This is a genomic window from Bdellovibrio sp. NC01, assembly GCF_006874625.1.
Lineage (GTDB): Bacteria > Bdellovibrionota > Bdellovibrionia > Bdellovibrionales > Bdellovibrionaceae > Bdellovibrio.
This window is the reverse complement of sequence record NZ_CP030034.1, coordinates 1,056,726-1,078,791: the sequence shown is the minus strand read 5'-3', so window position 1 is coordinate 1,078,791 and position 22,066 is coordinate 1,056,726. Positions and strand designations below refer to the sequence as shown.

Genomic DNA, 22,066 nt, shown 5'->3' with positions numbered 1-22,066 from the left:
TGATGGCCAACGTCTTATCAAATGTGCGGACAAAGACAAATAATAATACTGTTATGAATAATGGATTTCGTAAAACGAATAGATGCGTCTACAGTCTTAACAAGTCTGTAATTTTTACTTAAATTCGACATTCTCAATAGTTACGAAGTCTTCGCCCGACGGTTTGACGAGTTTTACTTCATCACCAATTTTTTTTCCTAATAACGCACGTGCAACCGGAGACTTCCAAGAAATCTTCCCTTGTTTCACGTCAAACTCGTCTTCACCCACGATTTGATAAACAAGTTCATCGCCTTCTTCAGTCGACAACGTCACGGTCGCACTAAACAAAACTTTCTCGCCCTTCATGAGTTTTGGATCAACAACTTCAGCGTCTTCTAGGCGCTTCGTCAGAAAATGCACGCGACGATCGATCTCACGCAGACGACGTTTCCCGTATTGATAGTCAGCATTTTCGGAACGATCACCATTCGAGGCGGCCCACGCAACGACTTCCACAAGCTTCGGGCGCTCAACGTGCATCAGCTCGTTGTATTCAGCTTTCAATTTCGCCAGGCCTTCAGGTGTGATGTAGTTTTTTGTGTTGTCCATAGGTCGAGACTCTAGACTAAAACCGCGAAAGAATCCACTGCGTTTATGAATTCTCTTTAACAGTTCTTTAAGCATCCTAGACTTTCGCTCCGTAAAATAAACCGACAATTATTCCGAAAAAATGAGCAGGAGGAACTGATGAAAAAACAGTGGTTACGATTGTTTGTTGCAGCGTTATGCTCGTCATCAGTTTTTGCCGGCACTTATTATTGGTATACGTCCACAGATCTTTCTAAATATTCCCATGGCAATGAAAAGCCCTTAGCGTACGTCGGAAAAGTTGTTGATGATATTCAACGTCGTCCCGCTGCGCGCTTGTTGTGGCAACTCGTGAATACTGGCGAGCCGTTGTACAACGGTGAAGCTGTGCGTACTTCCGAGCGTGGTGAGGTTCGTATCCAATTCACCGATTCAGATCGTTATCTTGATCTTGAACCGGAATCATTGATCGTCATCAAAAAATCAGAAGGCGAAATCGCCCTTGATTTGATGGAAGGTAGTCTTTTCGTTAACGCAAAAGCCGGAAGCACTGAACAAGATGGCAAAGCTCCAGGCCTAGTACTTTCATCTGCGAATGGTAAAGTCGATCTTTCCAATGCATCGGCTTCCCTTTCTAAAGGCCGCGGCAACGCTGTCGATGTCCAAGTCTTAGAAGGTAAAGCTTCGATCCAAGGCAAAGACGGTCAAAGCAAAGAGTTGACGACAGGTTCCTTCGGCGCATTGGGTGCTGCTGGTCTTGAGTTCAATAAAAATAATTTGAAAATCATCACTCCACTTCCACACAAACCGATCGCTATGGATGCAGAGAATGTTAAAGACATTCCTTTCCAATGGACTGGTTTCCCGACGAACAGTGAAGTTTCGTTGTGGGTGGGCCCTACTCGTAAAGAAATGCAGGCTTATGCCAAAGCTCTTCCTGGCAAATCGGAATTAGCTGCGAAGCTGCCATTCGGTAAACACTACTGGAAATTGGTTGCGACAACTCCACAAGGTCAAGTTATTGGCGAATCTCCTGTGTACCGCACAGAAGTTTTGGCACGTTACGCTCCAACAGTTGTCTTCCCAACAGCTGATGCCGAAATTCCAGCAAGTTCAAATTCATTTGATATGAGTTTCAAGTGGGAAAAAGGTGATGACACTCGCTCTGTGACTTTGGAAGTTTGGACAGATCCTACTTTAAAAACAAAACTATTAAGCAAATCATTCTCGTCTGAAGATGCTTACACTCTTCCGGCGTTAAAAGGTGGAACTTACTACTGGCGCATGAGTTCATATTATGTGGACTCTGACAAACCACTTTTGGGTAAAATCCAAAAGTTCTCTGTAAAACCGGTTGAGCAAGTTCATGTGGAAGCTGTGAAAGCTCCAGTGGTGCCAGTGAATGTGGCGTTCACAACGCCGAATCAACCGCAATACTATTTAGATAAGCCACAAGTCGCATTGACGTGGAATACTGACAAGTCAGAATCTGTGGCTTCTTATCGCGTAAAACTTCATGAACAAAGTGAAGACCCATCTTACGTGAATCCGGTTGATGTCAAAGACAACAAATTGACAGCTCCGGTGTCAAAACCAGGTCGTTACATTGCATCGATTGAAGCACTAGATAAAGAAGGTCAGGTTCTTGGCACCACAACATCACAACCCGTGGACGTTGCACCACTGCCGATCTTGCGTGCACCAGGCTTCTTACCAGCAGAAGGCTCTTTGCAAGCAGGCACAGATGGCCGCTCGATGCTTGAGTGGACTGCGATTGATGGCGCCAAAGAATATTGGTTAGTCGTTCGCAAAAACGGTAAAGAATTAAAACGCAGCAAATACAACGGCACTTCAACAGCTTTACGCAATTTATTGCCTGGCGATTACGATGTCGAGATCTCTGCCGTCGATTCCTATGGTCGTATGAGTGAAACGTCTGCGCCAAGAAAACTTTTGGTTCCAGATAAATCGGGCGTTCGTGCCCCTACTCTTAAAAAGATCAAGGTGAATTGATGATAAGAATCTTCGCCTTGCTTCTTTCTGTGTGTTTCTGGATGGCGATCGAGCCTGCATTCGCAGCGCCGTATCGTCGTCTTGTAAACTTTGAGTGGGAAGCCATCGAAGGTGCGAAGTCTTATGAAATTGAATTGAAACAAGTTAAAGAAAAAGGCGAAGGCAAGACCTTTACTTTCAAAGTTCCAGACGCTGTATGGAATGGTCGTTTGAGCGCTGGTAAGTACATCATGCGCCTGCGTTCACGTGACTATCGTGGTGTGCCTGGTGAATGGTCTCCACCAAGTGACTTTAACGTCGGCCTTGAATCAGCGGTGTTGAAATTCCCTGCGCAAAAAGCACGTATCGCAAGTAAAGATGAATCCTCGACTGAAATGACATTCGTGTGGGCGCCAGTGGGCGGTGCTGAAAAGTATCACTTCGAATTAACATCTGAAGACGGCAAAACCACAATTCGTGAAGATTTGAAAGAGACTTCTTTCAAAACAAAAGTGCCGGTCGCGCAAAACTACACTTGGAAAGTTTCTGCCACAAATGAAGAAGGTATCGCCAGTGATGCGGTTTCATTGGGTCAGTTCACTGTTCTTGGTAAACCGATTCCAGAAGTGAAAATCGATAAACCCGAATCTGAATTCGTGCGCGAAGTAAAATGGGAACGTCCAGACAATGTGTCTGCGTTTGACGTTTATGTTATGCGCTATTCTCCTGAAAATAAAAAGTGGGAGAAACTAAAAGTTCTAGAGAACTATCAAGATGACACCTTGGCATTCGATTCTGGCTGGCCAGGTGGTAAATACCAAGTTTTTGTTCGCGCAAAATCAAACTTGCGCCCGTCTTCTAAACTGGCAAAAGAAAACTTCAGCGTGCGTAGCGGTGATCGCTCCCCGGCTGCGGAATATACAGCTTTGGTTCGTCGTTCCATTGAACGCCTAAGCGGTTGGTACGCGATCGGTTCGTATCTTGTGACACAAATGCAGTTCTCGGGTGTAAATCCAGAACACAACTCAAAAGTTGGTTATTCTGCTTTGGGTGGTACAGCACGTGTGGGCTTGGGTTGGTTTAATAAAGATACTCCGTGGGGCTTTTTGTCGATCATCGACATGAGTGGTTTTACGATTAAAGGTACAACTCGCACGTTTGCTTCTGCTGAAATGAATGCGGTTTACAAAAAAGAACTGGGCGATCGTGGTGAGGTTCGTTTCCAAGTCGGTCCTTACTATAAGGAACTGCCAGAAACAATCGGTGATCCATTCACCGCCTCTTCAGATAGCATGACGATCAGTGCAGCCGGTGCCCATGGTGGCGCCGAATATTGGTATTCGATCACTCCGAAATTTGGTGTGCAGGTCAATGCTCACCTTTACACGGCGTTGATGAAGATCAGCACTCCGAACGGAGAACCGCTGCAACCGACAATGTCGACTCAATTTGGTTTCTTAGGAAGCTACCGCTTCACACAAACGTTCACAGGTCTTGTGGGTTATGCTCGTCGCGAAGACAAGCTTTCCTACAAAGCCGTACCAAGTACAACGAACTTTGCCGTGGATGGCGACGTGAATGAATCAACGATCGTCGGTAACTACCTTAACATTTTCGCGGAATGGAGCTTCTGATGAGAATTCCTATCTCAACAAAACTCATCACGGTGACGATCCTGATTCTGGTAGCCTCTACCAGCACGATCACTTACATCTCGTCAAAATACTTTGAAAAGAAGTCTTCAGAGCAAGTCGACATTTCGAACTTGGAATCTGCTGCGGCGAAAGCCAAAGAAGTTGATAACATCATCGCTTCCCTGGTCGATAAAGCCCGCGTGTCTGGTTCCCTGTTGATGAAAGGTGCTTCTGCGAATGAAGACCTTGATTTCAACTTCTCTAAGGATAAAAACTTTATTGCTTTGGAAGTTTTGAAACTTGATGGCAGTACTGTGCAAACAGTGGCGCGCAAAGTGAAAGAAGACGTTTTTAAACCTTACAGCCTGACAGGTGCTTACCTGGTGAATGTTCGTGCGTGGCAGAAATTCCCAATCCGCACGGTGGCTCAAGGTAGCATTGAAATTAAAAATGCCTCTTACCCAAAAGCTCCTGCGATGATCACAATTGGTTTGCCTTTGGTGCGCGATGCTCAAGGTAAAATCACACACGTGGTTTTAGCTGACGTAGCACTGGCTCCCCTTGAAAAACCATTTACCGATCCTTCAGAACGCACGCAGTACTTGATTGATCGTCAGGGCGAATTGCTTGCTCATAAAGAAGAACAAAAAGCGATTTCTCGTTTAAGTATGGCGACATCACCATTCGTGATGAAGGCTTTGGCGCAGAAGTCTCCGCAATTCCAAACGAAGTTTAAAGATTCTGATACTGGCGAAAACTATTTTGGTGCCTCTGTTAAAACTTCTTATGGCGTGACGATCGTATCGCAAACGTCGGAAGCAGCGATCCTAGAAGTATCGAACGAGGTGAAACGCCGAGCGATCTTCGTTGCGGGCTCTGCCATTTCGATGGCGATCTTCTTTATCTTTTTGTTCTCTATGACACTCACTTCGCCGATTGAAAAATTGGCGGAAATGATCAAGATGGTTTCTAAAGGTAACTTCGACGTAAAAGCCCGCGCGAAAGTGCGTTCGCATGACGAAGTGGGTGACTTGGCCGAAGCCTTTGACCACATGACTGAAGGTTTGAAGGAACGCGATAAAGTTAAAAGCTTATTCTCGAAATTCCATGGCTCTTCGGTTGCGGAAGACTTGATCGGCAAAGACATCGGTGTCGGTGGTCAAAATAAAGACGTTGTGGTTTTCTTCTCGGACATTCGTGGTTTCACGGCGTTTTCTGAAAAACGTTCGCCAGAAGAAGTTGTCGAGATGTTGAATGAATACTTTGGTGTGATGGTTAAAATCATCAATCAACATGGCGGTGTCGTCGATAAATTTATCGGTGACGCGATCATGGCTGTTTGGGGTGCCCCACGTTCTTCGGATCGTGATGCCCACAATGCGGTTCGTGCATGTTTGGAAATGCGTCGCAATCTGGATGCTTTAAATGAAAAACGTATTGCTCGCGGTCAACCGGCGATTAACATCGGTATGGGTTTGCATGCTGGTAAAGCAATTTCTGGTACGATTGGTTCTGACGAGCGTATGGAGTACACGGTTATCGGTAACACCGTGAATACCGCTTCCCGTATCGAAGCTTCAACAAAAGCTTTCGGCGCGGATTTGCTGGTAACGGATTCAGTTATCGAAAAAGTCGGCGAAGATTTCAAAGTCGAACTAGCCGGTGCGGCGGAAGTCAAAGGACGTTCAGAAGCAATTAAGATGTACAAAGTGCGCGCATATCGCGAAGCCGACGGCTCTTACGTCGAAGTCAAAACTCCTTATTCTGACTATGAAGCAGAAGCCGCTGATAAAGTGAAGATTCAGAAGGACGCCGCTTAAAAAACGGCTGCTTTCGGTTTTTCAGATTTCGCGTCTTGCACCCAGAACATCACACCGTGATGGTTTTCGATGTTCTTCATGTAGGCGCGAATCATTGGATCTTTGATCTTAATTCCATATGAAATAAATCTGAACACCACCGGCGCAAAGAACGCGTCCGCGATACAGAAGTCACCAAATAAGTAGGGCCCTTCACTGACCTTCAAAGCGGTCTTCCACATTTCCAGAATACGATTGATTTCATGAATCGCACCGTGTGACAGATGATGAATCTCTGTGCGCAGGCTTAAATCCATGCTCATTTGCGAACGTAGAATCGGAAAGCCCGCATGCATTTCAGAAGCATAACTGCGCGCCAGCGCACGCGTGCCAGCATCTTCAGGCCACAACTTTGCTTCCGGTGAAAGTTCATTTAGATATTCAGCGATGGCCAAAGAATCCCAGATGATTCTTTTACCTTGGCGCAAAGCTGGGATTTTTCCTGAAGGGGAATACTTTGCGATTTTCGCCGCTGTGTCTTTCTGATCAAGCTTGATGCAGATTTCTTTAAACGGCAGGCCCGATTGTACAGCTACTAACCACGCACGCATTGACCATGAAGAAAAAGTTTTATCGCCAATGATCAAATCAAATTCAGGAACGTCGCTGTGTTTGTGGTAAGCCATATAAAGCCTTTCTCCTAGATCCACAGACTATAGGCCTTCCCTGCCCGTTTACCAAATAAAAAAGCCCATCGTGTTCCGCGATGGGCTTTGATTTTTTAGTATGCAGGAAGTTACAAATTAGAATGTAGCTTCTTTTTTCAAGATCTGATCGATAGTCATACCCACTTGAGCTTCGCCACCGAATACAGTTCCCAATTTTTGTTTTTTCAAATGCTCTTTCGCTGTCGTGTAAGCTTTTGCTGGAAGTGGGATGTATTGAACTTGTTTCGACATTTCAGCCGCTTTATCCAAGTAAAACTCAACATATTGTTTCACTTCTGGTTTGTTCATAGAAGCTTGGTTTACGTAGATGAAGATTGGACGAGACAATGGGAAGTAAGTTCCCGAAATCACAGTTTGTTCACTTGGAAGAACTGCTTTTTTCGAAGGAGCTTTGTCGCCACCGATGACGCCCAACAATTTCAATTTGTCTTTGTTAGCTACGTAGTATGCAAACGGAATGTAACCCAACGCACCTTTTTGTGAGTTCACACCCATAACACGCGTGTTGTGATCAACCGCTGCCGTGTAGTCACCACGAGAAGATTTAGATTTCTCTACGATAGCTTCAGTGAAGTAGTCGAAAGTTCCGTTGTCAGTGCTTGCACCAAATAAAGACAACTTTTCGTCAGGCCATTTAGCATTCACTTGTTTCCAAGTCATGATTTTGCCCTGAGCTGCTGGTTCCCACATTTTTTTCAACTCTTCACGAGTGATTTCGTTAACCCAATTGTTTTTTGGGTTTACTACGATTGCGATCGCGTCGAAAGCGATTGGCAATTCAAAGTAATTGATTTTAGCTTCGCGGCAAGAAGCCATTTCTTCTTTTGTGATAGGGCGAGAAGCATCTTGAACATCCGTTTCACCACGGCAGAATTTTTTGAAACCACCACCAGTACCCGAAACACCTACAGTTACTTTCGTCGCACCTTTAGTGAAAGTTTGAAATTCTTCAGAAACGGCTTCAGTCACAGGAAACACTGTGCTTGAACCGTCAATTTTAATTAGATTTTCTGCACGTGCAGAAACCGCTGCTAGAACTAGTAATGAACTAAGAACGAACTTCATGAGCTTATCTCTCCTCTTTATGAAGGAAACGTAACAAGAGTTAGGATAAGAGAGCAAATTCACGAAGTGTTAGGAAAATGTCAGGGTTGTGTTAAGGGTCGACAGAGGCAGGAGCAAATCCCGACTACAGTTTTACAGAAAGACCATCTTTCAACGCAAGCTTCTGCGCACGCAACGCTGGAATCAAACCGATCACTGTTCCACCCACGAAAGTAATCGCAATGAACAACCATTCTGTGTGCGTCATCACCGGACCTGATAGGTACAAACCAAATTCGTTTTCGATCCACGGCTTCAAAATCGCCATCGCGCCCACTGAAATGACAATACCTAGTGCAATTCCCAAGACCGTCAACAATGCCGATTCAAAAACCAGAAGACCTAAGATATGTGACGACTTCGCACCAACGGCACGCAAGATCGCCATTTCACGACGGCGTTCGTTCAATGTCGTTGTCAACGCGATCAACATCGCCATGAAACCAACAAGCACAACCATCCACGAAACAATTCTTAACACATTTTCTGCGTAAGAAAGACCGCCCCACAGTTCGCTTAACGCAACACCTGGAATGATCGCCATCAATGGCTCGTCTTTGTAGTCATTGATTTGACGTTGAAGCTTCAAAGTATCCAGACGTGATTTTGCGCCGACAAAGAATGAAGTGATCGCATGGATTTTTAAGTCTTCTTTTTTGATCTGCGCAGCAGGAATCATCGTGGCTTTCGTCGGCATCGCACCGTTTTGCCAATCAATGTGCAAAGCTTCCATACCTTCAAGAGAAATATAAACCGCACGATCTAGTGGCGTGCCCGTTGGCGCCAAAATACCAACGACTTCAAACGGTTTGTCTTCATGATCGACAACACCTTCACCCTTTGTCACACCATGGGAAATCACAATGCGATCACCAATCGAGTGACGAAGTGAACGAGCCACATCAGAACCAATCACCACATCCCACAGGCCTTGCAGTCCGTGGCCCGCTTGCAACTCAACATTTCGGCTGCCGCGATAGTGATAGTGTCTGAAGAAATCTTCTGTCGTTCCGACAACGCGGAAACCTTTATGGGCGTCACCTAACGAATAAGGAATCGTCCACTCAATCGCAGGATTTTTCTTAATTTCTTGATAAGATTCCCACGACACGTTGTTTGTCGCAGTTCCCATGTTGAACACAGTATAAAGAAGCAGTTGCAATGAACCGCTTCGTGCGCCCACGATAAGATCGGTCTTGCTCACGGTTTGTGTGAAACCTTCTTCCGCCGCACGTTTTGCTCTTTCAACAGAAATCAAAAGCGCCACACTGAGGGCGATCGAGATCACCGTCAAAGTTGTAGCGAAAGCGCGGTTTTTCAAAGATTTAAGAGCAAGATTGAATAAAACCATCACTGGGTCCTGTTGATTGTTTGCAAAGAAAGAGTTCTAGAGAAGAGATTTTCAATGCTGCGATCATGGGAGACAAACACAACAGTCGTTCCGTACAATTCAGCTAACTCAAATAACAATTTTAAAAACTTCTCGCGGTGATCGGCATCCAATGCCGATGTAGGTTCATCCGCAAGCAATAGATCGGGCTTACCCAATAGCGCCCGCGCGACCGCGACACGCTGTTGTTGACCCACACTTAATTCAGTCACTTTCTTTTCCAGCAAATCGCCGATGCCAAGATTGCCGCACAAAGCGCGGATCACCATCTCTGTATCCACACTGCCCAAGCGGGCTTTGCGCGCAGCACTTAGATGAAGTGGCAACTCGATGTTTTCGCGAACAGAAAGATAAGGAATTAAATTGAAGCTTTGGAAGACATAGCCCATGTGTTGCGCACGGAAGGCATCGCGTGCCGCAGACGACATGGATGTCATCTCTTGACCAAGAATTTTTAAAGAACCGGAAGTAGGTTTCAATACTCCAGCAAGACATTCAAGCAAAGTCGTCTTACCGGTACCACTCGGACCATAAAGGAAAAGCTCTTCGCCTTTTGAAACAGAAAAATCTGGAATCGCTAACGTAGGCTTGGACTGCCCATCGTAAGTGAAGTGCAGATCTTTAATTTCAATCAGGGCGTTATTTGAGCTCAATAGATTCTCCACTTTTCTTGATCTCTACCGATTTTTGAACTCCATCACCCAAAACGTCAACCTGAACTGCCTTGATGCGCGGGAATACTTTGGCAACATCAATCATTACACTTGTCCCCATCGGCGGTTTTTCACAAGTTACGCGGAATTCGTACTCGACGTCTGCGTGATTATCGCGTTGATCGACTTCGTACATGTCTTTTTTGATCTCGCACTTTAATGTGGGATCAAAAACAATCATCTCCGCGATTTTATCTTCAAACTTTTGCAGGCCCTTCTCTTTGGCCTTTTTATCAGCAGCCGATTTAGCAGCATATTCGAAGCCATATATCGATGATGCTGGAACATGGAATTCAATTTTGCCGTTTTTGCCTTCGAGTGCAATACCTAGATGAGCGGCCCCGTGAACGTGTGCTTTTTCTTCGCGCCCTGCCGCCAATGCCATGGCCGAGAAAAGAAATGCTTTTAAAAGCATAAGACCCTCCGTGCTAAATGTTACTTATAAAGTTCGACGCCTTCCCCGATAATTTCGAAAGATGCGTCACCATACTGAGAATTTTTCGTAACTATATTGAAAGTGCCATAAACCCAGATCGGTTCCACAACCGATGCCGTGCCCTTTTTCATTTTCACATAAACCATTTGATTCGGAGGTGGAGGAGGCACGTGAATGCAAGCTTGTGCATTCGGTACCAATAAAAACTCTGTGACCGCGCGTTGATCATCTTCCAGCGGCACCATGAAACCCGGGATTTTTACTGGCTTGCCGTTCAAGGCTTCCAGTTCTTTCGGAGCTTTCCCCGTGATGTAGTCCATCTCGCTTAATTGACGCCAATCCAACTCTGCACCCGAAAGCACTGCTGTCGAGCCACCAAAGTTTTGATAGATCACTGCGCCAAGAACCACAGCAAGAATGAAAATACCACCGATAAGCCAATTCTTCATATATCTATTTAAAACCTGCGGGCCTGCATTTGCAACCCCTTTGGCAATAGCTTTGCCTGATAAAGAGTCCTCTGTTATACCTAGAGAGTCGAACCATAAAGGGTGCAAATTATGAGTGGGAAAATTCAAAAAGTTCGTGGCACAAGAGACCTTCTACCAGAAGACAATCTTGTTTTCCGTTTTGTCGAACAATCAGCCTATGAGAAAGCCTTGCTTTACGGTTTCGGTGAAATTGAAACCCCGATTTTTGAATTTTCTGACGTTTTTCACCGCACTTTAGGCGAAACTTCCGATGTTGTGAATAAAGAGACTTACGATTTTACAGATCGTGGCGGCGAAAGCTTAACTCTCAGACCTGAGGGCACAGCGGGTGTGGCTCGCGCATTTATCTCTGAAGGCATGAGCCAGTTGCTTCCATTAAAATTCTACTATTCTGGACCGATGTTTCGATATGAGAGACCGCAAAAAGGTCGCTACCGCCAATTCTTCCAATTAGGCGCAGAATGTCTAGGTTTTGAATCCCCTTTGGCTGACGTCGAGTGCATCGCGCTTGCGTGGGACCTGTTACAAAAGATCGGTATCTCTTCCGAGTGCACTCTTGAAATCAACACTCTGGGCGATGCGGAAAGCCGTGCCGCTTACCGTGACGCTTTGGTTGCTTATTTCTCTGCTCATCAAGAACAGTTGTCTGCCGACAGCAAAATGCGTTTAGAAAAAAATCCGCTGCGCATTTTAGATTCAAAAGATGAAGGCGATAAGAAGCTGAATGAAAATGCTCCCAAACTTGAGCAGTACTTAAACGAAACTTCTAAAAATTTCTTTAATCAAGTGATCTCGGGTATTGAGCGCCTAGGCATTCCATACAAAGTGAACTCGCACTTGGTGCGTGGTCTTGATTACTACTGCCACACTGTTTTTGAATTCACGACAACGAAATTGGGCGCGCAAGGCACTGTGCTTGCGGGCGGTCGTTACGATGGTTTGATTGAAACAATGGGTGGTCCGAAAACTCCGGGCGTGGGTTGGGCTGCGGGTATTGATCGTTTGGCTGATTTGACTCCGAAAGAATTGGCGATCAAGCAAGAACTGATGATTGCAATCATCGGTGCGGATGATGCTGGCGAAACTGAAAGTGTCAAAGTCGCTCACGAAATTCGTTCTCGTGGAATCAAAGCCGAAAATATCTTGTCAGGTAAAATGGGCAAGAAAATGCAAAAAGCAAATAGGCTGGGTGCGAACTACGCTTTGATCTTAGGTGAGTCTGAAGTGAAAGCTTCGCAAATCACAGTGAAGAACTTCGGCACGGGCGAACAAGTCGTCATCCCTCGCGCAGAATTGCTTACGTACAAATTTTAGTTTTTAAAATTTCAGATTTTTCAAAAAAAGAGCAGCCCCTAAAGCTGCTCTTTTTTTATGGCGTACTGTATTTACGCAGCAGAGCTTGATAGTCGTCGTGATGTTGCTCAATCAACTTATTTAAGTGCTGATAAGTTTCTTCATCCAGTGTTTTGCTGAAGGCCACGTACAATTCAACTTCTCGAGCCACGGGCACCACGCGGAATTCATCTTTGGGATCAAGCGAGCGCAGCAATTCCTCTGCCCCATACGACGTCGGAACATAAACGCCATCGATTTTCTTTAAACGCAATCTTTCCAAATTACGCTCGCGCGAATCCGTACCAGTCAGGGCATCGAATTTCACACCCATCTCTTTAAACACTGAAGGAACATGGACAAGGGCTGTGTAACCCAACGTCCACCCTTTTAGATCCGACATTGATTTGATTTCTTTTAGTGGGGAATTCTTCATAACCACAACAGCAGGATGAGATTTTGCTAAACCCACCGATGAAAAACGCATGATCTTTTCTCGTTCTGCATCTTTCACGATCACGAAGGCAATATCGGCTTTGTTATGCTCAAGGTCGGCTATCACGCGTGCAAAGGGTGCCGCTACCCACTTCACTTCAAATTTCTTTTTAGAATTTAAATACTGATTAAAGAAGTCGACACTTGCACCCGTTGGAACGGCGCTGCTGCCATCTGCATTTTCCGCATAGATGTGTGGAGGGAAATTATAAACGATGGCTTTTAACTCTTTTTTCAATGCAAACGCTGACGAGCTTGCGGCGAAAATAAAAACTATTAACACATATTTAAGAATCATGACTTCCCTAGCCGATGCTTCAGCTTGCGCGCCTTCCGGCGCTCCAGCTCTGCCGGCTACCGCCGAATTACTTTCTATTTAATTTGATATTTTGCCCGCGTCCCCACCCAGGGATCTTCAATGAAGATGCACGAGTCCAAACGAACATTAAAATCAAACCGACGACAAACATCGCGGCACTTAACCACTGACCACGAGTCAGTCCCAACCATTGGAAACCGATTTGTGCATCAGGCATACGGAAGTGTTCATCCACGATACGAACGATGGCATACAACAAAACGAAAGTCGCTGCGATGAATCCTGGCTTACGGGGTTTTCTCCACAAGATGAACAGGAACAAGAATACAAACAAACCCTCGCCCACGGCCGCAAACAATTGCGACGGATAACGTGGAGTTAGAAGTGGAGCAATCGCTTCCTTCGCTGCCGTGTTGCCGTTTTGAATCGCTTCAACGATTTTGTTCAAAGTTGCATACACAGTTTCGCGTGCGCCGTTATCCAAATGGAATTTGCCAACAAGCTCTAACCATTGATCGCGAGAGATTCCGATTTTTTCAGTCACAGAAGAAAGTTCACCCAAACGATTGAACTCTTGTGCTGGCCACAAGTAAATGTCTTGTGGGAATTTCACAGCCAACGGGAATGAAGGATCGCACGGACGACCGACAAGTTCACCATTGATGAAGTTTGCGATACGACCAAAGAACACACCGATAGGACCTGATACAGCAACCAAGTCAAACAAGTACAAAGCATTCACAGAGTACTTACGCGCGAACAACAAACACGCAACCACGATACCGATCATACCGCCGTGGCTGGCCATGCCGCCTTCATTGACTGCAAGCACACCCCAGAATGGGAACGCTGATTTAAATTTCAAGAAAAGATCCGGGCCGTAGAAAATCACGTAACCCAAACGACCGCCCACCAAAGTGCCGATCGCACCGTAAGTAACAAAGTCGCCAACCATTTGCGGCGTCAGACCAGAGCGTTGCTTCGATGCCAACCACTTGATCATAAGATAGGCACAAATGAAGCCCATCATGTAAGATAATCCGTACCAACGGATACCAAAGTCGCCGGAAATTCTAAGTGCAAATGGATCTAAATCATGAACCACAGTCCATACCTCTTTGAGACAATTTTCCCGTATCAAAATGGGAAGTTTTAGACGATGCCCCAATAAAGACGGAAAATGGGACTATGTCCAGATTTTCATCCCTGCTTCTGTCATGCATTATCGTCTTTTTGGCCCTGCCAGCGGCCGCTGGAAGCTCGAGCCATTGGATTTCGGACTATGACTTCACCAAACGGACCGCTGCTCGAGAACAAGGCAGATGGTCGCTTTCAGATTGGCTTGCGATAAAAGACCGCAATCGCCAAATGGATATGTGGCTTTCCATGAACTCTCCGTCTCCATTTGAGTTTATGCTTGGGGCCTCTTACCTTTCTTATCAAACTGATCTTCACGACGGCACCGACAAAACTTCGCATATCTCCTATTCAGGCGAGATCGCAGGCTGGGCGCAATTAGTGGGCCTAAGTGCCGAATACGAACACAACGCCGCAGATCATTTCACTGATTTGACGGGCTTATTTAATCTGCGTGTCTTCGGAAATTCCGTGCAGAACTCGGCGTTGATTTTGTCTTACGGTCTACGCACGCGCGAAATGACCGAACCTGTTGAAACCAAATTGGCCCAACAATTCGGTCAGGCCGAGTTGCTACTCTATATTTTTAAGTATTTCGGAGTTAACGGAAAATATCGTTATTTCCTTCCCACTTCTAACGATGATTTAGGAGATGTGAAGGGAGATTACACCGAGGTGGGAGCTTTCATAGACTTCAAAGCCCTGCGCATCTTCGGTGCTTGGTACAAGGAGAACCAAAAAAATCAAACTCCGGCAGCGACCAGTGAAACACTCACTGAACGCTCTGGGGTCCGGTCAGGTATTAAAATCTTCTTCTAAGACTAGAAGGTTTTTAATAACAAAAAAGCCTGGGTTGTTGCCCAGGCTTTTTCTTTTTAGCTTTTCAAACTTTGTATTACTTCATTTTTACAAGCTTGTTATCGCCAGTTACGAAGTAGCTTTCTGTTGATTCTTCATGTGCTAGAGGTGAATCCACTCTCCACGCCATGTTCATTTGCATTCCTGCTACAGGATCTTGTTTCGTTCCTTGGTTGAATACCGCAGGGATCGCTGCTGTTGCGTCGAAACGGAAGCCCCAACCTACTGACAAGTTCGCCGGTTGGAAAGTTGCGTTCGTGATGTATTTACCAACGCCATCCACATTACCGTTTGCTGTGAACATCAAGCGGTAAGAGAAATCAACAACTGTCATGCCGTAAGCATTTTCGTATTGAACTCTGTACACTTTAGATTGTGGCATTGCCCAACCTTGCATGTCTGTCCAGCAGCGCACACCTTTTGGAAGGGCATTTGCTGTATCCAATTTGATATTTACAACGGGCTTACCAGCTTCAACGATTGCCCAGATTTTTTTACCGATGTTGATGATTTGATCCACCCACACTTGCAATTGATCCAACGGATTCAAACCAACAACTGCTGGATCCCCCGTGCGAGAAATAAGAATCCCTTGTTGTGGTGCTTGCGCAGAGCAATCGTCCAACAAACCTGTACGTTGACCCGCAGTCAATTCCGGTTGTTGTTCAGTCACGTCAGTCACAGTCACTTTTTTGATATCGAAATAGGCTTTATCCATAGCCCATGCAGAAGAAGAAACACCCAATGCCAATACTAAAGACATTAAAGAACGAATCATTGCGGACCCCCTTGTCGCCACAAAGTTGTAACAAGGCGGTTTTGGTAATTTCAAATTCAAATGCGACGTGTTACCAAGACTTAGTAAGACTTAACATTGGGAAGATCCAACTCTTCGAATTGGAAGCGCTGGATTCGGTGTTATTGACGGTCTTTTTTGTGTAGCTTGCCATAAAGTAGTTAATGGAACACCCAAGATGGAAACCTTCGCTGACTTCGGGCATGAATCCAAAGGCTGCCCAGTAACTCATACCTTCCCATTTTTCGGAAGACCCGCTGCCGCTTGAATAAGTCGCACGCGAAATAATGTTCACAGTACCACTCAAACTGTAATTCTGACTTTTTCCAAATTGCCACTTCAACGTCGGCCCCGTATCCATCGACGCATAAGAAGTCGTCGTACCTGAAGCGGTTTCCGTGTGTGAAATGCCTAAATAACTCCAGCCACCCCAAAGTGTTTTTGAGATATTAAAGAGCGCACCAATGTTATAAGAATATTTCGTTGAACTTGAATTCGCAGACGCTGAAAGAGTATCTGAAAGATAGACGCCACCTACATCAAGCAAAATACCTGCACGGGCCTGTGAAGAAACGCTTAAGATAATAGTTAGCAAGACCAAGAATCTCATACAAAACTTATCGGGATCTTGTCTCATTCTTAGAGGCCAGGACTCTATTACAACTTTGATTGTTAAGAACACCCTGGAGCACTGGACTTTATTACTGGATACCGTCGTAAGTATTACGAACTGGCGTTGGGAACGAACTATCCAAAGAACTTCGATACAACATCGGCACTTGAGTCGCGCGAGAATACTGCAAGCTTGAATCTGTATTGTTAGCTTCTGTCGATAAATATTGTTTTTGAGTGAGCTCTGGATGCAACGCTTGAAGAAGCAAGGCTTTATCGCGATTGCGCGAATAGATTTTGTTCATGACGTCTTGAAGTTCAAGCTGAGTTTGCGCCGCAGTTAGATCATCACGCACCGCTTTCGCACTTTCGACTTTCTTTTGCAGCGATGCTGCCCTTTCAGTCAAAGTGGCATCATCAGAACTTGCCGTGCCCGCCCCCAAATTCCCACTCAGTGTCGTCGCCGTCTGACAAGCCACCAGTGTCGCCAACACAGGCGGACCGATCAAAAGCAGAATGAATTTGTGCAGAGCTGTTTTCATAGTTTAAAAGTCCTTACTAAGAACTCATGCAAACTATGCCAGTCGTAAAAAACTCGTCTCGTTTTGAGAAACACAGAATCATCTGTTCTGAGAATGCTTTGGGACGATGTTAGCTCTGATAGTGACAGACAATTTCCAGCCACAGAAACAAAAAAGGCGTCATGTTCTGACGCCTTTTTTGTTATTTATTTTTTTGAAGAACTGCTGCGTAGAAGCCGTCGAAGCCCTCGACATCTGGGCGAGTATGGATCTGTTTCACCAGCGTCCAATCTTTTCCGTGTTCGGCCATGAAGCGCTCAACTTGCTTTTCGTTTTCTGAAGGCAGAAGTGAACAAGTGGCGTAAACCATCACGCCGCCTTTTTTTAACATCGGGCTGTACGTTGTCAGGATTTCGTATTGTAGATCACGAAGACGTGCGATTTCTTCTTCCGTCAATTTCCACTTTGAATCGGGATTACGACGAAGAACACCCATGCCTGAACAAGGAACGTCTAATAACAAACGATCTGCTTGATCGTGCAAACGCTTGATCACTTTGCTGGAATCAATCACGCGTGGCTCGATAATATCAACTCCGTCACGACGTGCACGCACTTTCAATTCTTGCAGTTTCCAGTCGTGGATATCCATCGCGATGATGCGCCCTTTGTTTTTCATCAAAGAGGCGATGTGCAATGTTTTACCACCAGCACCCGCGCACGCATCAACAACACGCATACCTGGTTCAATGCCAAGCAAAGGCACAACCATTTGCGAAGCTGCATCTTGTACTTCGAACAAACCTTGGCGGAATGGTTCGGTGATAAAAATATTACGACGCTCTACAAGTTTCACTGCATACGGCAAATCAGGCGATACTTTGACCGCCGGAATTTCGATCGCTTTCAACGCTTCAACAACTTTGTCTGCATCGGCTTTCAAAGCATTGGCGCGCAAATAAACTTCAGCAGGCTTATTCAATGCGGGAACAACTTTTTCCCACACCTCGTTGCCTAATTCTTTGCGACCGTAAGCATCCATCCAATCAGGAATAGAATTTAAAACTGGGAAATCGCCAGCGGCTTCTTCCATGCCTTCGCGAAGGAAATCGTAGGACAGACCTTCGAATTCTTCCCATGCAGGAAGATCAAAACCTTGGCGCAACCACTGCACGCCGACGATACGCCAGAAATCTTCATCATTAGCGATGAATTTTAAAAGGCGGTGCCAGCGAACGACTTCATAAATTGTTTCAGCGAAGAATTTGCGATCTCTAGAGCCCCATTTAGAATGGGACTTTAGATTTTTTTGAATCACTTTGTCGGCGTATTTGTTATCGAAGAAGATCTCTTCAAGTGCGACAATGACTGCTTCTGCGAGATGTCTGTGAATTTTCAAAACGGGGCCTCTTAGAATGTAAAGACAAGCCCTCCAGCCAAAAAGGTACCGTTCAACTGACCAGAGCTCGTAATTAGAAGGTGGTTTTTTAACCCAGCCTCAATGAAGAATCCAGTGTTTTCAAAGATATCGAAAAATCTCGCACCTACGACCAATTGATAATCCAATGACAGAGGAGATTTTCCATTAGCTTGCTTTAGGAACACCCCCAAGCCCGCGCCCGCACCGAAGTACAAAGGAAAACGTGAGCCCGCATCTGGGAAGGTGATCATCGGCATGAACGAAAGCTTCGAAGCATCCTCGCCACCGACATCGTATTGGTTGTAGCCAATGCGTAAATTCAAATCCATCGACTTATACCACTCGCCCACACGGTAAGTGACATCGACTCCCATTCCGCCTACGCCGTTTTGTTGCCCGTGCTGACCCCAATCGTACGACTGCGACGACACGTAATTGCCAACTGAAAGAGCTAAATAGTGATCACTGGCCCCTTGGATTTTAGAACCGGCGCCACCTTCTTCTTCACCATTTTTTTGAAAATATTTTGCAGCGGCAGCACGGCCGACACGGGGTTGGGCTTCTTGCGCGAAGGCTGCGCCAGAAAGCAAAGTAGAAGCAGTTAGGGCTGACAATAATGCAGAAAAAATAGTCTTCACACGCACCTCAATATGTCCCCTATTGTAACCAGGTTTTTATTCGCAAGTTAACCCAATGACGCGCATAGCAATTAAGCCTGGACTCGTTGACTCTGGAGGGCCCGATCCATAATCTCCGGCTAGCTTTGGGAACCGACTTAAGACCTAAGGAAATCCAATCATGAAATGCCCTTTTTGTGGCCACGCCGACGACAGAGTATTAGATACGAGAGTGCAGAAAGATGGCAGCATCCGCCGCCGTCGCGAATGCCTTGAGTGCAAGGCTCGTTTTTCGACTGTTGAAACTATCATGCTTGCTTACCCGTTCATCATCAAAAAAGATGGACGCCGCGAACCTTACTCGAAAGAGAAAATCGCAAAAGGACTTCAAGCCGCTGTCCAAAAGCGTCCTGTGAGCTTGGCTCAGTTGGATGCCGTGGTAGAAAGAATCTCTGCCTGGGTTATCAACCGTGGCGAGAGTGAGATCTCTTCGCGTTTGATCGGCAAAAAGGTGATGGCTGAACTTAAGCAATTGGATGACGTAGCTTATATTCGCTTCGCCAGCGTTTATCGTACCTTCAAAGACGTTCAGGAATTTGTGGAGACACTGGAAGACACCGAACTACTTGATTTTGTCGATGCAAATAATCCACAATTAAGCCTCACAGCGATGAACTTTGTTGAAAGCGAGAAAAAGCCAAATCATGAAACTGACAGCAAGACGCCAAGCCCGAGAACTCGCGTTACAAATCCTATTTCAAACTGAGTTTGCGCCGCAAATTAGCATTCATACTTTTCTTTCTGTGTTTGAACACAGTCTTGATCCAGAAGTGATCACTTATGCCGATGCATTGGTGACAGGTGTGACTGCAAAAAAATCAGAAATCGATTCTAAACTTCAAGCCTCAAGCGCTCACTGGAAAGTAGAGCGTATGGCAACGATCGACCGCAATATCTTGCGTATTGCCGTTTACGAAATGAAATTCGCTTCTGAACCGATCAAAGAAAACATCGCGATCAACGAAGCCGTTGAGATCGCAAAAAAATACGGAACTTCTGAATCTGCAAGTTTCGTTAACGGACTTCTAGATCAAGTCGGCAAGGCGCACTAACGATGGCCATGAGTGTGCTTTCCCAAGCCAGCGCGTTCAATCCAGGTTCTGACCTGTGGATCGTTCCGCACTTGGAAAAGTCACAATGGACAGCCCGCCTTGATTGGTATTTGAATTTCCAAATCTGCAAAGCTTCCCGTCACAAAACAGCGCAGACTCCGGTCTTCGTGAATGAGGTCGTGAAGGAAGCCGAGCTTGAAAAGTTCTATCGTCCCGTTTCTCAATCAGCTCCATTGATGATTGCCTCTGAACAACTGCTTCCCAATAAGTGGGTTGTGGTTCTGCCGTGGGCTAACGACATGGGCTCTTGGGGTAAAGAGGTTTTCGAAATCTGGAAAGGTTTGAACAACCCCAATTTGCGCGTTTTCCTGCCACCTGGACAAAGTGCTGGCAACTTCCAGCAAACCTGGGTGCGCCATTCTGCCAGCGAAGAATTCACCGTCGTTCTTGATTAAAGTCGGCTTTTCCGGTCACAATGTTGTTAGCAGTAGAGTTAGCAACAAGGACGTCGCATGGAAAAGCTTTCGCAAGCACTAGTATCGAAAATTTCAATCTTTCAAAAGCGCTTACAATCATTTCTAGAAAATGATTTCGATCCAAATTCTGAAGAGCATGAACGCATTCGCCAAGAATTCGAATCATCAAAAGATGAAGCTTTAGTTCGTGGAATTTCACAAGGTCTGCCTGAAGATCACGTGGATCGTGCGATCGTAGTGTTTTCACGTCTTGCGATGGTATTTGATTCCGGTGTGTTGTTGGAAAATCATGACGGCGAATGGAAAGCCCAAGCCGCCTTCAGCAAAGGTGTTACAGAGCTTTTAAAAAATCCTGCGAAATCAACTTTGAAAATTCCTGCAGCCAACCTGATGACGGTATTGAAAACGGATTCTTTTTCAATGCTTCAGAAATTAAACCTGCATGATCTTGATCCTGAAAACAAAACGACGTGCTTGCTTATCAAAGTGACTCCGGATTTTGCGTTCTTGTTGTTTTCTTCCCTCCCGGATCTGTGGTTGAAAGAGCATACAGAAAATGTTCGTCGCGCTCTTATCAATGGATTTGCTGACTAATGACTGCGGCGGAAAACAAAACCTACACCGTCTATATCCTTTCAGACAGTACCGGTGAAACGGCTGCGACGATGATTCGTGCGGCCCTTGTGCAATACTCAAATAAAGACATCAACATCATTCGTTGTAAAAACGTGCGCACAGAAGCGCAAGCGGAAGCGGTCATCGAAGAATGCTTCGAACGTCGCGGGATGTTGGCATATACGGTTGCCAGCGAAACCTTACGAAATAAAATTCGTGAACACGCTTCAGGCAAAGGCATTCCTTATTACGACTTGTTGGGACCGTTGTTAGGCACATTGGATACATTCTTTGGTGAACATTCCGAATCGACAGTCGGCGCTTTGCGTGCGGTCGATGAACGTTACTTCAAACGTATTGAAGCAATTGAATACACAGTTAAACACGATGACGGAAAAACTTTTGCCGAACTGGATAAAGCCGACATCGTGCTGGTGGGTATTTCACGTACAAGTAAAACTCCCCTTTCGATTTTCTTAAGTCACAAAGGTTGGAAAGTCGCAAACGTGCCCATGGTGTTAAATACACCGTTGCCGGAAGAGCTTTTCAAAATCGATCAACGTCGTATTGTGGGCTTGATCATTGATATGGATTCGCTACAGCGTATTCGCAAAAGCCGTCTTGAAAAATTTGGTCAAGATCCTGGCGGCGAATACGCTTCGATGTCCCACATCGCTAAAGAAATTGAATATGCCGAAGGCGTGTTCAAAGTAAATCGCAGATGGCCAGTCTTCAACGTGACAGAACGAGCACTTGAAGAAACTGCCAGCGAGATCGTCCGCATCATCGCTGCCCGCCTTGGTTTGCCAGACTCTGTGATCTTCTGATCGCGTTACATGTGCGTTCGATTCGTAGGACAGGAGAAGTTATTGTTCAATGACTTCTCCTTTTTTTCGGCC

The 22,066-nt window shown here is 45.6% G+C and carries 24 protein-coding genes; 10 read left to right on the top strand and 14 right to left on the bottom strand.

Going from position 1 to position 22,066, the window contains the following annotated elements:
* Positions 1 to 114: 114 nt before the first annotated feature.
* Positions 115 to 591: a transcription elongation factor GreB gene (gene greB / locus DOE51_RS05245; protein ID WP_142695514.1), complete on the bottom strand. Its 477-nt coding sequence runs from the start codon at positions 589 to 591 to the stop codon at positions 115 to 117.
* A 138-nt stretch (positions 592 to 729) separates the two neighbouring features.
* Here greB and DOE51_RS05240 point away from each other — a divergent pair, with 138 nt between their 5' ends.
* From DOE51_RS05240 to DOE51_RS05230, 3 genes are read left to right on the top strand one after another with little or no spacing between them, the layout of a single operon-like run.
* Positions 730 to 2,583, top strand: a complete 1,854-nt coding sequence (locus DOE51_RS05240) for a hypothetical protein (protein ID WP_142695513.1) — start codon at positions 730 to 732, stop codon at positions 2,581 to 2,583.
* Positions 2,583 to 4,196, top strand: a complete 1,614-nt coding sequence (locus tag DOE51_RS05235; RefSeq protein ID WP_246845389.1) for a hypothetical protein — start codon at positions 2,583 to 2,585, stop codon at positions 4,194 to 4,196. The genes DOE51_RS05240 and DOE51_RS05235 overlap by 1 nt, the downstream gene beginning before the upstream one ends.
* On the top strand, positions 4,196 to 6,016 hold the full coding sequence (locus tag DOE51_RS05230; protein ID WP_142695512.1) for an adenylate/guanylate cyclase domain-containing protein: 1,821 nt from the start codon (positions 4,196 to 4,198) through the stop codon (positions 6,014 to 6,016). The genes DOE51_RS05235 and DOE51_RS05230 overlap by 1 nt, the downstream gene beginning before the upstream one ends.
* Here the strand turns inward: DOE51_RS05230 and DOE51_RS05225 are convergent.
* From DOE51_RS05225 to DOE51_RS05200, 6 genes are all read right to left on the bottom strand, one after another.
* On the bottom strand, positions 6,013 to 6,681 hold the full coding sequence (locus DOE51_RS05225) for a glutathione S-transferase family protein (protein WP_142695511.1): 669 nt from the start codon (positions 6,679 to 6,681) through the stop codon (positions 6,013 to 6,015). The genes DOE51_RS05230 and DOE51_RS05225 overlap by 4 nt on opposite strands.
* Positions 6,682 to 6,798: 117 nt before the next feature.
* Positions 6,799 to 7,788: a PstS family phosphate ABC transporter substrate-binding protein gene (locus DOE51_RS05220; protein WP_142695510.1), complete on the bottom strand. Its 990-nt coding sequence runs from the start codon at positions 7,786 to 7,788 to the stop codon at positions 6,799 to 6,801.
* A gap of 124 nt (positions 7,789 to 7,912) precedes the next feature.
* A complete protein-coding gene (locus tag DOE51_RS05215; protein WP_142695509.1) occupies positions 7,913 to 9,178 on the bottom strand; it encodes an FtsX-like permease family protein in 1,266 nt (421 codons plus the stop codon).
* On the bottom strand, positions 9,178 to 9,870 hold the full coding sequence (locus DOE51_RS05210) for an ABC transporter ATP-binding protein (RefSeq protein ID WP_142695508.1): 693 nt from the start codon (positions 9,868 to 9,870) through the stop codon (positions 9,178 to 9,180). The genes DOE51_RS05215 and DOE51_RS05210 overlap by 1 nt, the downstream gene beginning before the upstream one ends.
* Positions 9,857 to 10,345 (bottom strand): DUF2796 domain-containing protein, encoded by a 489-nt coding sequence (locus tag DOE51_RS05205; protein ID WP_142695507.1) that lies wholly within the window; start codon positions 10,343 to 10,345, stop codon positions 9,857 to 9,859. Before DOE51_RS05205 ends, DOE51_RS05210 begins: the two co-directional genes overlap by 14 nt.
* 20 nt (positions 10,346 to 10,365) lie before the next feature.
* A complete protein-coding gene (locus DOE51_RS05200; protein WP_142695506.1) occupies positions 10,366 to 10,815 on the bottom strand; it encodes a DUF3299 domain-containing protein in 450 nt (149 codons plus the stop codon).
* A gap of 111 nt (positions 10,816 to 10,926) precedes the next feature.
* Between DOE51_RS05200 and hisS the strand changes: the two genes are divergently transcribed.
* On the top strand, positions 10,927 to 12,171 hold the full coding sequence (gene hisS / locus DOE51_RS05195) for a histidine--tRNA ligase (protein WP_142695505.1): 1,245 nt from the start codon (positions 10,927 to 10,929) through the stop codon (positions 12,169 to 12,171).
* A 55-nt stretch (positions 12,172 to 12,226) separates the two neighbouring features.
* Here hisS and DOE51_RS05190 read toward each other — a convergent pair whose 3' ends face one another.
* Together DOE51_RS05190 and lgt are read right to left on the bottom strand one after the other, a co-directional pair.
* Positions 12,227 to 12,967, bottom strand: coding sequence for an ABC transporter substrate-binding protein (locus tag DOE51_RS05190; RefSeq protein WP_210415568.1), 741 nt, complete (start codon positions 12,965 to 12,967; stop codon positions 12,227 to 12,229).
* A gap of 82 nt (positions 12,968 to 13,049) precedes the next feature.
* The gene (lgt, locus tag DOE51_RS05185) at positions 13,050 to 14,108 is read right to left on the bottom strand and encodes a prolipoprotein diacylglyceryl transferase (protein WP_142695503.1); all 1,059 of its coding nucleotides are present in this window, start codon (positions 14,106 to 14,108) and stop codon (positions 13,050 to 13,052) included.
* Between the two features lie 83 nt (positions 14,109 to 14,191).
* On the opposite strand from lgt, the gene DOE51_RS05180 reads away from it, so the two are divergent.
* Positions 14,192 to 14,959: a hypothetical protein gene (locus DOE51_RS05180; RefSeq protein ID WP_246845387.1), complete on the top strand. Its 768-nt coding sequence runs from the start codon at positions 14,192 to 14,194 to the stop codon at positions 14,957 to 14,959.
* A gap of 76 nt (positions 14,960 to 15,035) precedes the next feature.
* Here DOE51_RS05180 and DOE51_RS05175 read toward each other — a convergent pair whose 3' ends face one another.
* The 5 genes from DOE51_RS05175 to DOE51_RS05155 form a co-directional block, all read right to left on the bottom strand.
* Positions 15,036 to 15,776 carry a hypothetical protein gene (locus DOE51_RS05175; RefSeq protein WP_142695502.1) on the bottom strand — a complete coding sequence of 247 codons (741 nt, stop codon included), beginning with the start codon at positions 15,774 to 15,776 and terminating at the stop codon, positions 15,036 to 15,038.
* A gap of 70 nt (positions 15,777 to 15,846) precedes the next feature.
* On the bottom strand, positions 15,847 to 16,404 hold the full coding sequence (locus DOE51_RS05170; RefSeq protein ID WP_142695501.1) for a hypothetical protein: 558 nt from the start codon (positions 16,402 to 16,404) through the stop codon (positions 15,847 to 15,849).
* Positions 16,405 to 16,495: 91 nt separating this feature from the next.
* A complete protein-coding gene (locus DOE51_RS05165; protein ID WP_142695500.1) occupies positions 16,496 to 16,948 on the bottom strand; it encodes a hypothetical protein in 453 nt (150 codons plus the stop codon).
* A gap of 181 nt (positions 16,949 to 17,129) precedes the next feature.
* A complete protein-coding gene (locus tag DOE51_RS05160) occupies positions 17,130 to 18,326 on the bottom strand; it encodes an RsmB/NOP family class I SAM-dependent RNA methyltransferase (protein ID WP_142695499.1) in 1,197 nt (398 codons plus the stop codon).
* Positions 18,327 to 18,337: 11 nt separating this feature from the next.
* Positions 18,338 to 18,985, bottom strand: a complete 648-nt coding sequence (locus DOE51_RS05155; protein WP_246845385.1) for a hypothetical protein — start codon at positions 18,983 to 18,985, stop codon at positions 18,338 to 18,340.
* Positions 18,986 to 19,145: 160 nt separating this feature from the next.
* Between DOE51_RS05155 and nrdR the strand changes: the two genes are divergently transcribed.
* The 5 genes from nrdR to DOE51_RS05130 are packed head-to-tail and all read left to right on the top strand — an operon-like array spanning position 19,146 to position 21,994.
* Positions 19,146 to 19,730: a transcriptional regulator NrdR gene (nrdR, locus tag DOE51_RS05150; RefSeq protein WP_142695498.1), complete on the top strand. Its 585-nt coding sequence runs from the start codon at positions 19,146 to 19,148 to the stop codon at positions 19,728 to 19,730.
* Positions 19,669 to 20,076, top strand: coding sequence for a transcription antitermination factor NusB (nusB, locus tag DOE51_RS05145; RefSeq protein WP_142695497.1), 408 nt, complete (start codon positions 19,669 to 19,671; stop codon positions 20,074 to 20,076). The genes nrdR and nusB overlap by 62 nt, the downstream gene beginning before the upstream one ends.
* A gap of 8 nt (positions 20,077 to 20,084) precedes the next feature.
* Positions 20,085 to 20,531, top strand: a complete 447-nt coding sequence (locus DOE51_RS05140) for a hypothetical protein (RefSeq protein ID WP_246845383.1) — start codon at positions 20,085 to 20,087, stop codon at positions 20,529 to 20,531.
* Between the two features lie 57 nt (positions 20,532 to 20,588).
* Positions 20,589 to 21,146, top strand: coding sequence for a GTP cyclohydrolase (locus DOE51_RS05135; RefSeq protein ID WP_142695495.1), 558 nt, complete (start codon positions 20,589 to 20,591; stop codon positions 21,144 to 21,146).
* The gene (locus tag DOE51_RS05130; RefSeq protein WP_142695494.1) at positions 21,146 to 21,994 is read left to right on the top strand and encodes a pyruvate, water dikinase regulatory protein; all 849 of its coding nucleotides are present in this window, start codon (positions 21,146 to 21,148) and stop codon (positions 21,992 to 21,994) included. The genes DOE51_RS05135 and DOE51_RS05130 overlap by 1 nt, the downstream gene beginning before the upstream one ends.
* Positions 21,995 to 22,066: the final 72 nt, after the last annotated feature.

Coding starts and splice junctions, on each gene's coding strand:
- greB (WP_142695514.1), bottom strand. CDS start 591: ATGGACAACACAAAAAACTACATCACACCTGAAGGCCTGGCGAAATTG.
- DOE51_RS05240 (WP_142695513.1), top strand. CDS start 730: ATGAAAAAACAGTGGTTACGATTGTTTGTTGCAGCGTTATGCTCGTCA.
- DOE51_RS05235 (WP_246845389.1), top strand. CDS start 2,583: ATGATAAGAATCTTCGCCTTGCTTCTTTCTGTGTGTTTCTGGATGGCG.
- DOE51_RS05230 (WP_142695512.1), top strand. CDS start 4,196: ATGAGAATTCCTATCTCAACAAAACTCATCACGGTGACGATCCTGATT.
- DOE51_RS05225 (WP_142695511.1), bottom strand. CDS start 6,681: ATGGCTTACCACAAACACAGCGACGTTCCTGAATTTGATTTGATCATT.
- DOE51_RS05220 (WP_142695510.1), bottom strand. CDS start 7,788: ATGAAGTTCGTTCTTAGTTCATTACTAGTTCTAGCAGCGGTTTCTGCA.
- DOE51_RS05215 (WP_142695509.1), bottom strand. CDS start 9,178: ATGGTTTTATTCAATCTTGCTCTTAAATCTTTGAAAAACCGCGCTTTC.
- DOE51_RS05205 (WP_142695507.1), bottom strand. CDS start 10,345: ATGCTTTTAAAAGCATTTCTTTTCTCGGCCATGGCATTGGCGGCAGGG.
- DOE51_RS05200 (WP_142695506.1), bottom strand. CDS start 10,815: ATGAAGAATTGGCTTATCGGTGGTATTTTCATTCTTGCTGTGGTTCTT.
- hisS (WP_142695505.1), top strand. CDS start 10,927: ATGAGTGGGAAAATTCAAAAAGTTCGTGGCACAAGAGACCTTCTACCA.
- DOE51_RS05180 (WP_246845387.1), top strand. CDS start 14,192: ATGTCCAGATTTTCATCCCTGCTTCTGTCATGCATTATCGTCTTTTTG.
- DOE51_RS05175 (WP_142695502.1), bottom strand. CDS start 15,776: ATGATTCGTTCTTTAATGTCTTTAGTATTGGCATTGGGTGTTTCTTCT.
- DOE51_RS05170 (WP_142695501.1), bottom strand. CDS start 16,404: ATGAGATTCTTGGTCTTGCTAACTATTATCTTAAGCGTTTCTTCACAG.
- DOE51_RS05165 (WP_142695500.1), bottom strand. CDS start 16,948: ATGAAAACAGCTCTGCACAAATTCATTCTGCTTTTGATCGGTCCGCCT.
- nrdR (WP_142695498.1), top strand. CDS start 19,146: ATGAAATGCCCTTTTTGTGGCCACGCCGACGACAGAGTATTAGATACG.
- nusB (WP_142695497.1), top strand. CDS start 19,669: ATGAAACTGACAGCAAGACGCCAAGCCCGAGAACTCGCGTTACAAATC.
- DOE51_RS05140 (WP_246845383.1), top strand. CDS start 20,085: ATGAGTGTGCTTTCCCAAGCCAGCGCGTTCAATCCAGGTTCTGACCTG.
- DOE51_RS05135 (WP_142695495.1), top strand. CDS start 20,589: ATGGAAAAGCTTTCGCAAGCACTAGTATCGAAAATTTCAATCTTTCAA.
- DOE51_RS05130 (WP_142695494.1), top strand. CDS start 21,146: ATGACTGCGGCGGAAAACAAAACCTACACCGTCTATATCCTTTCAGAC.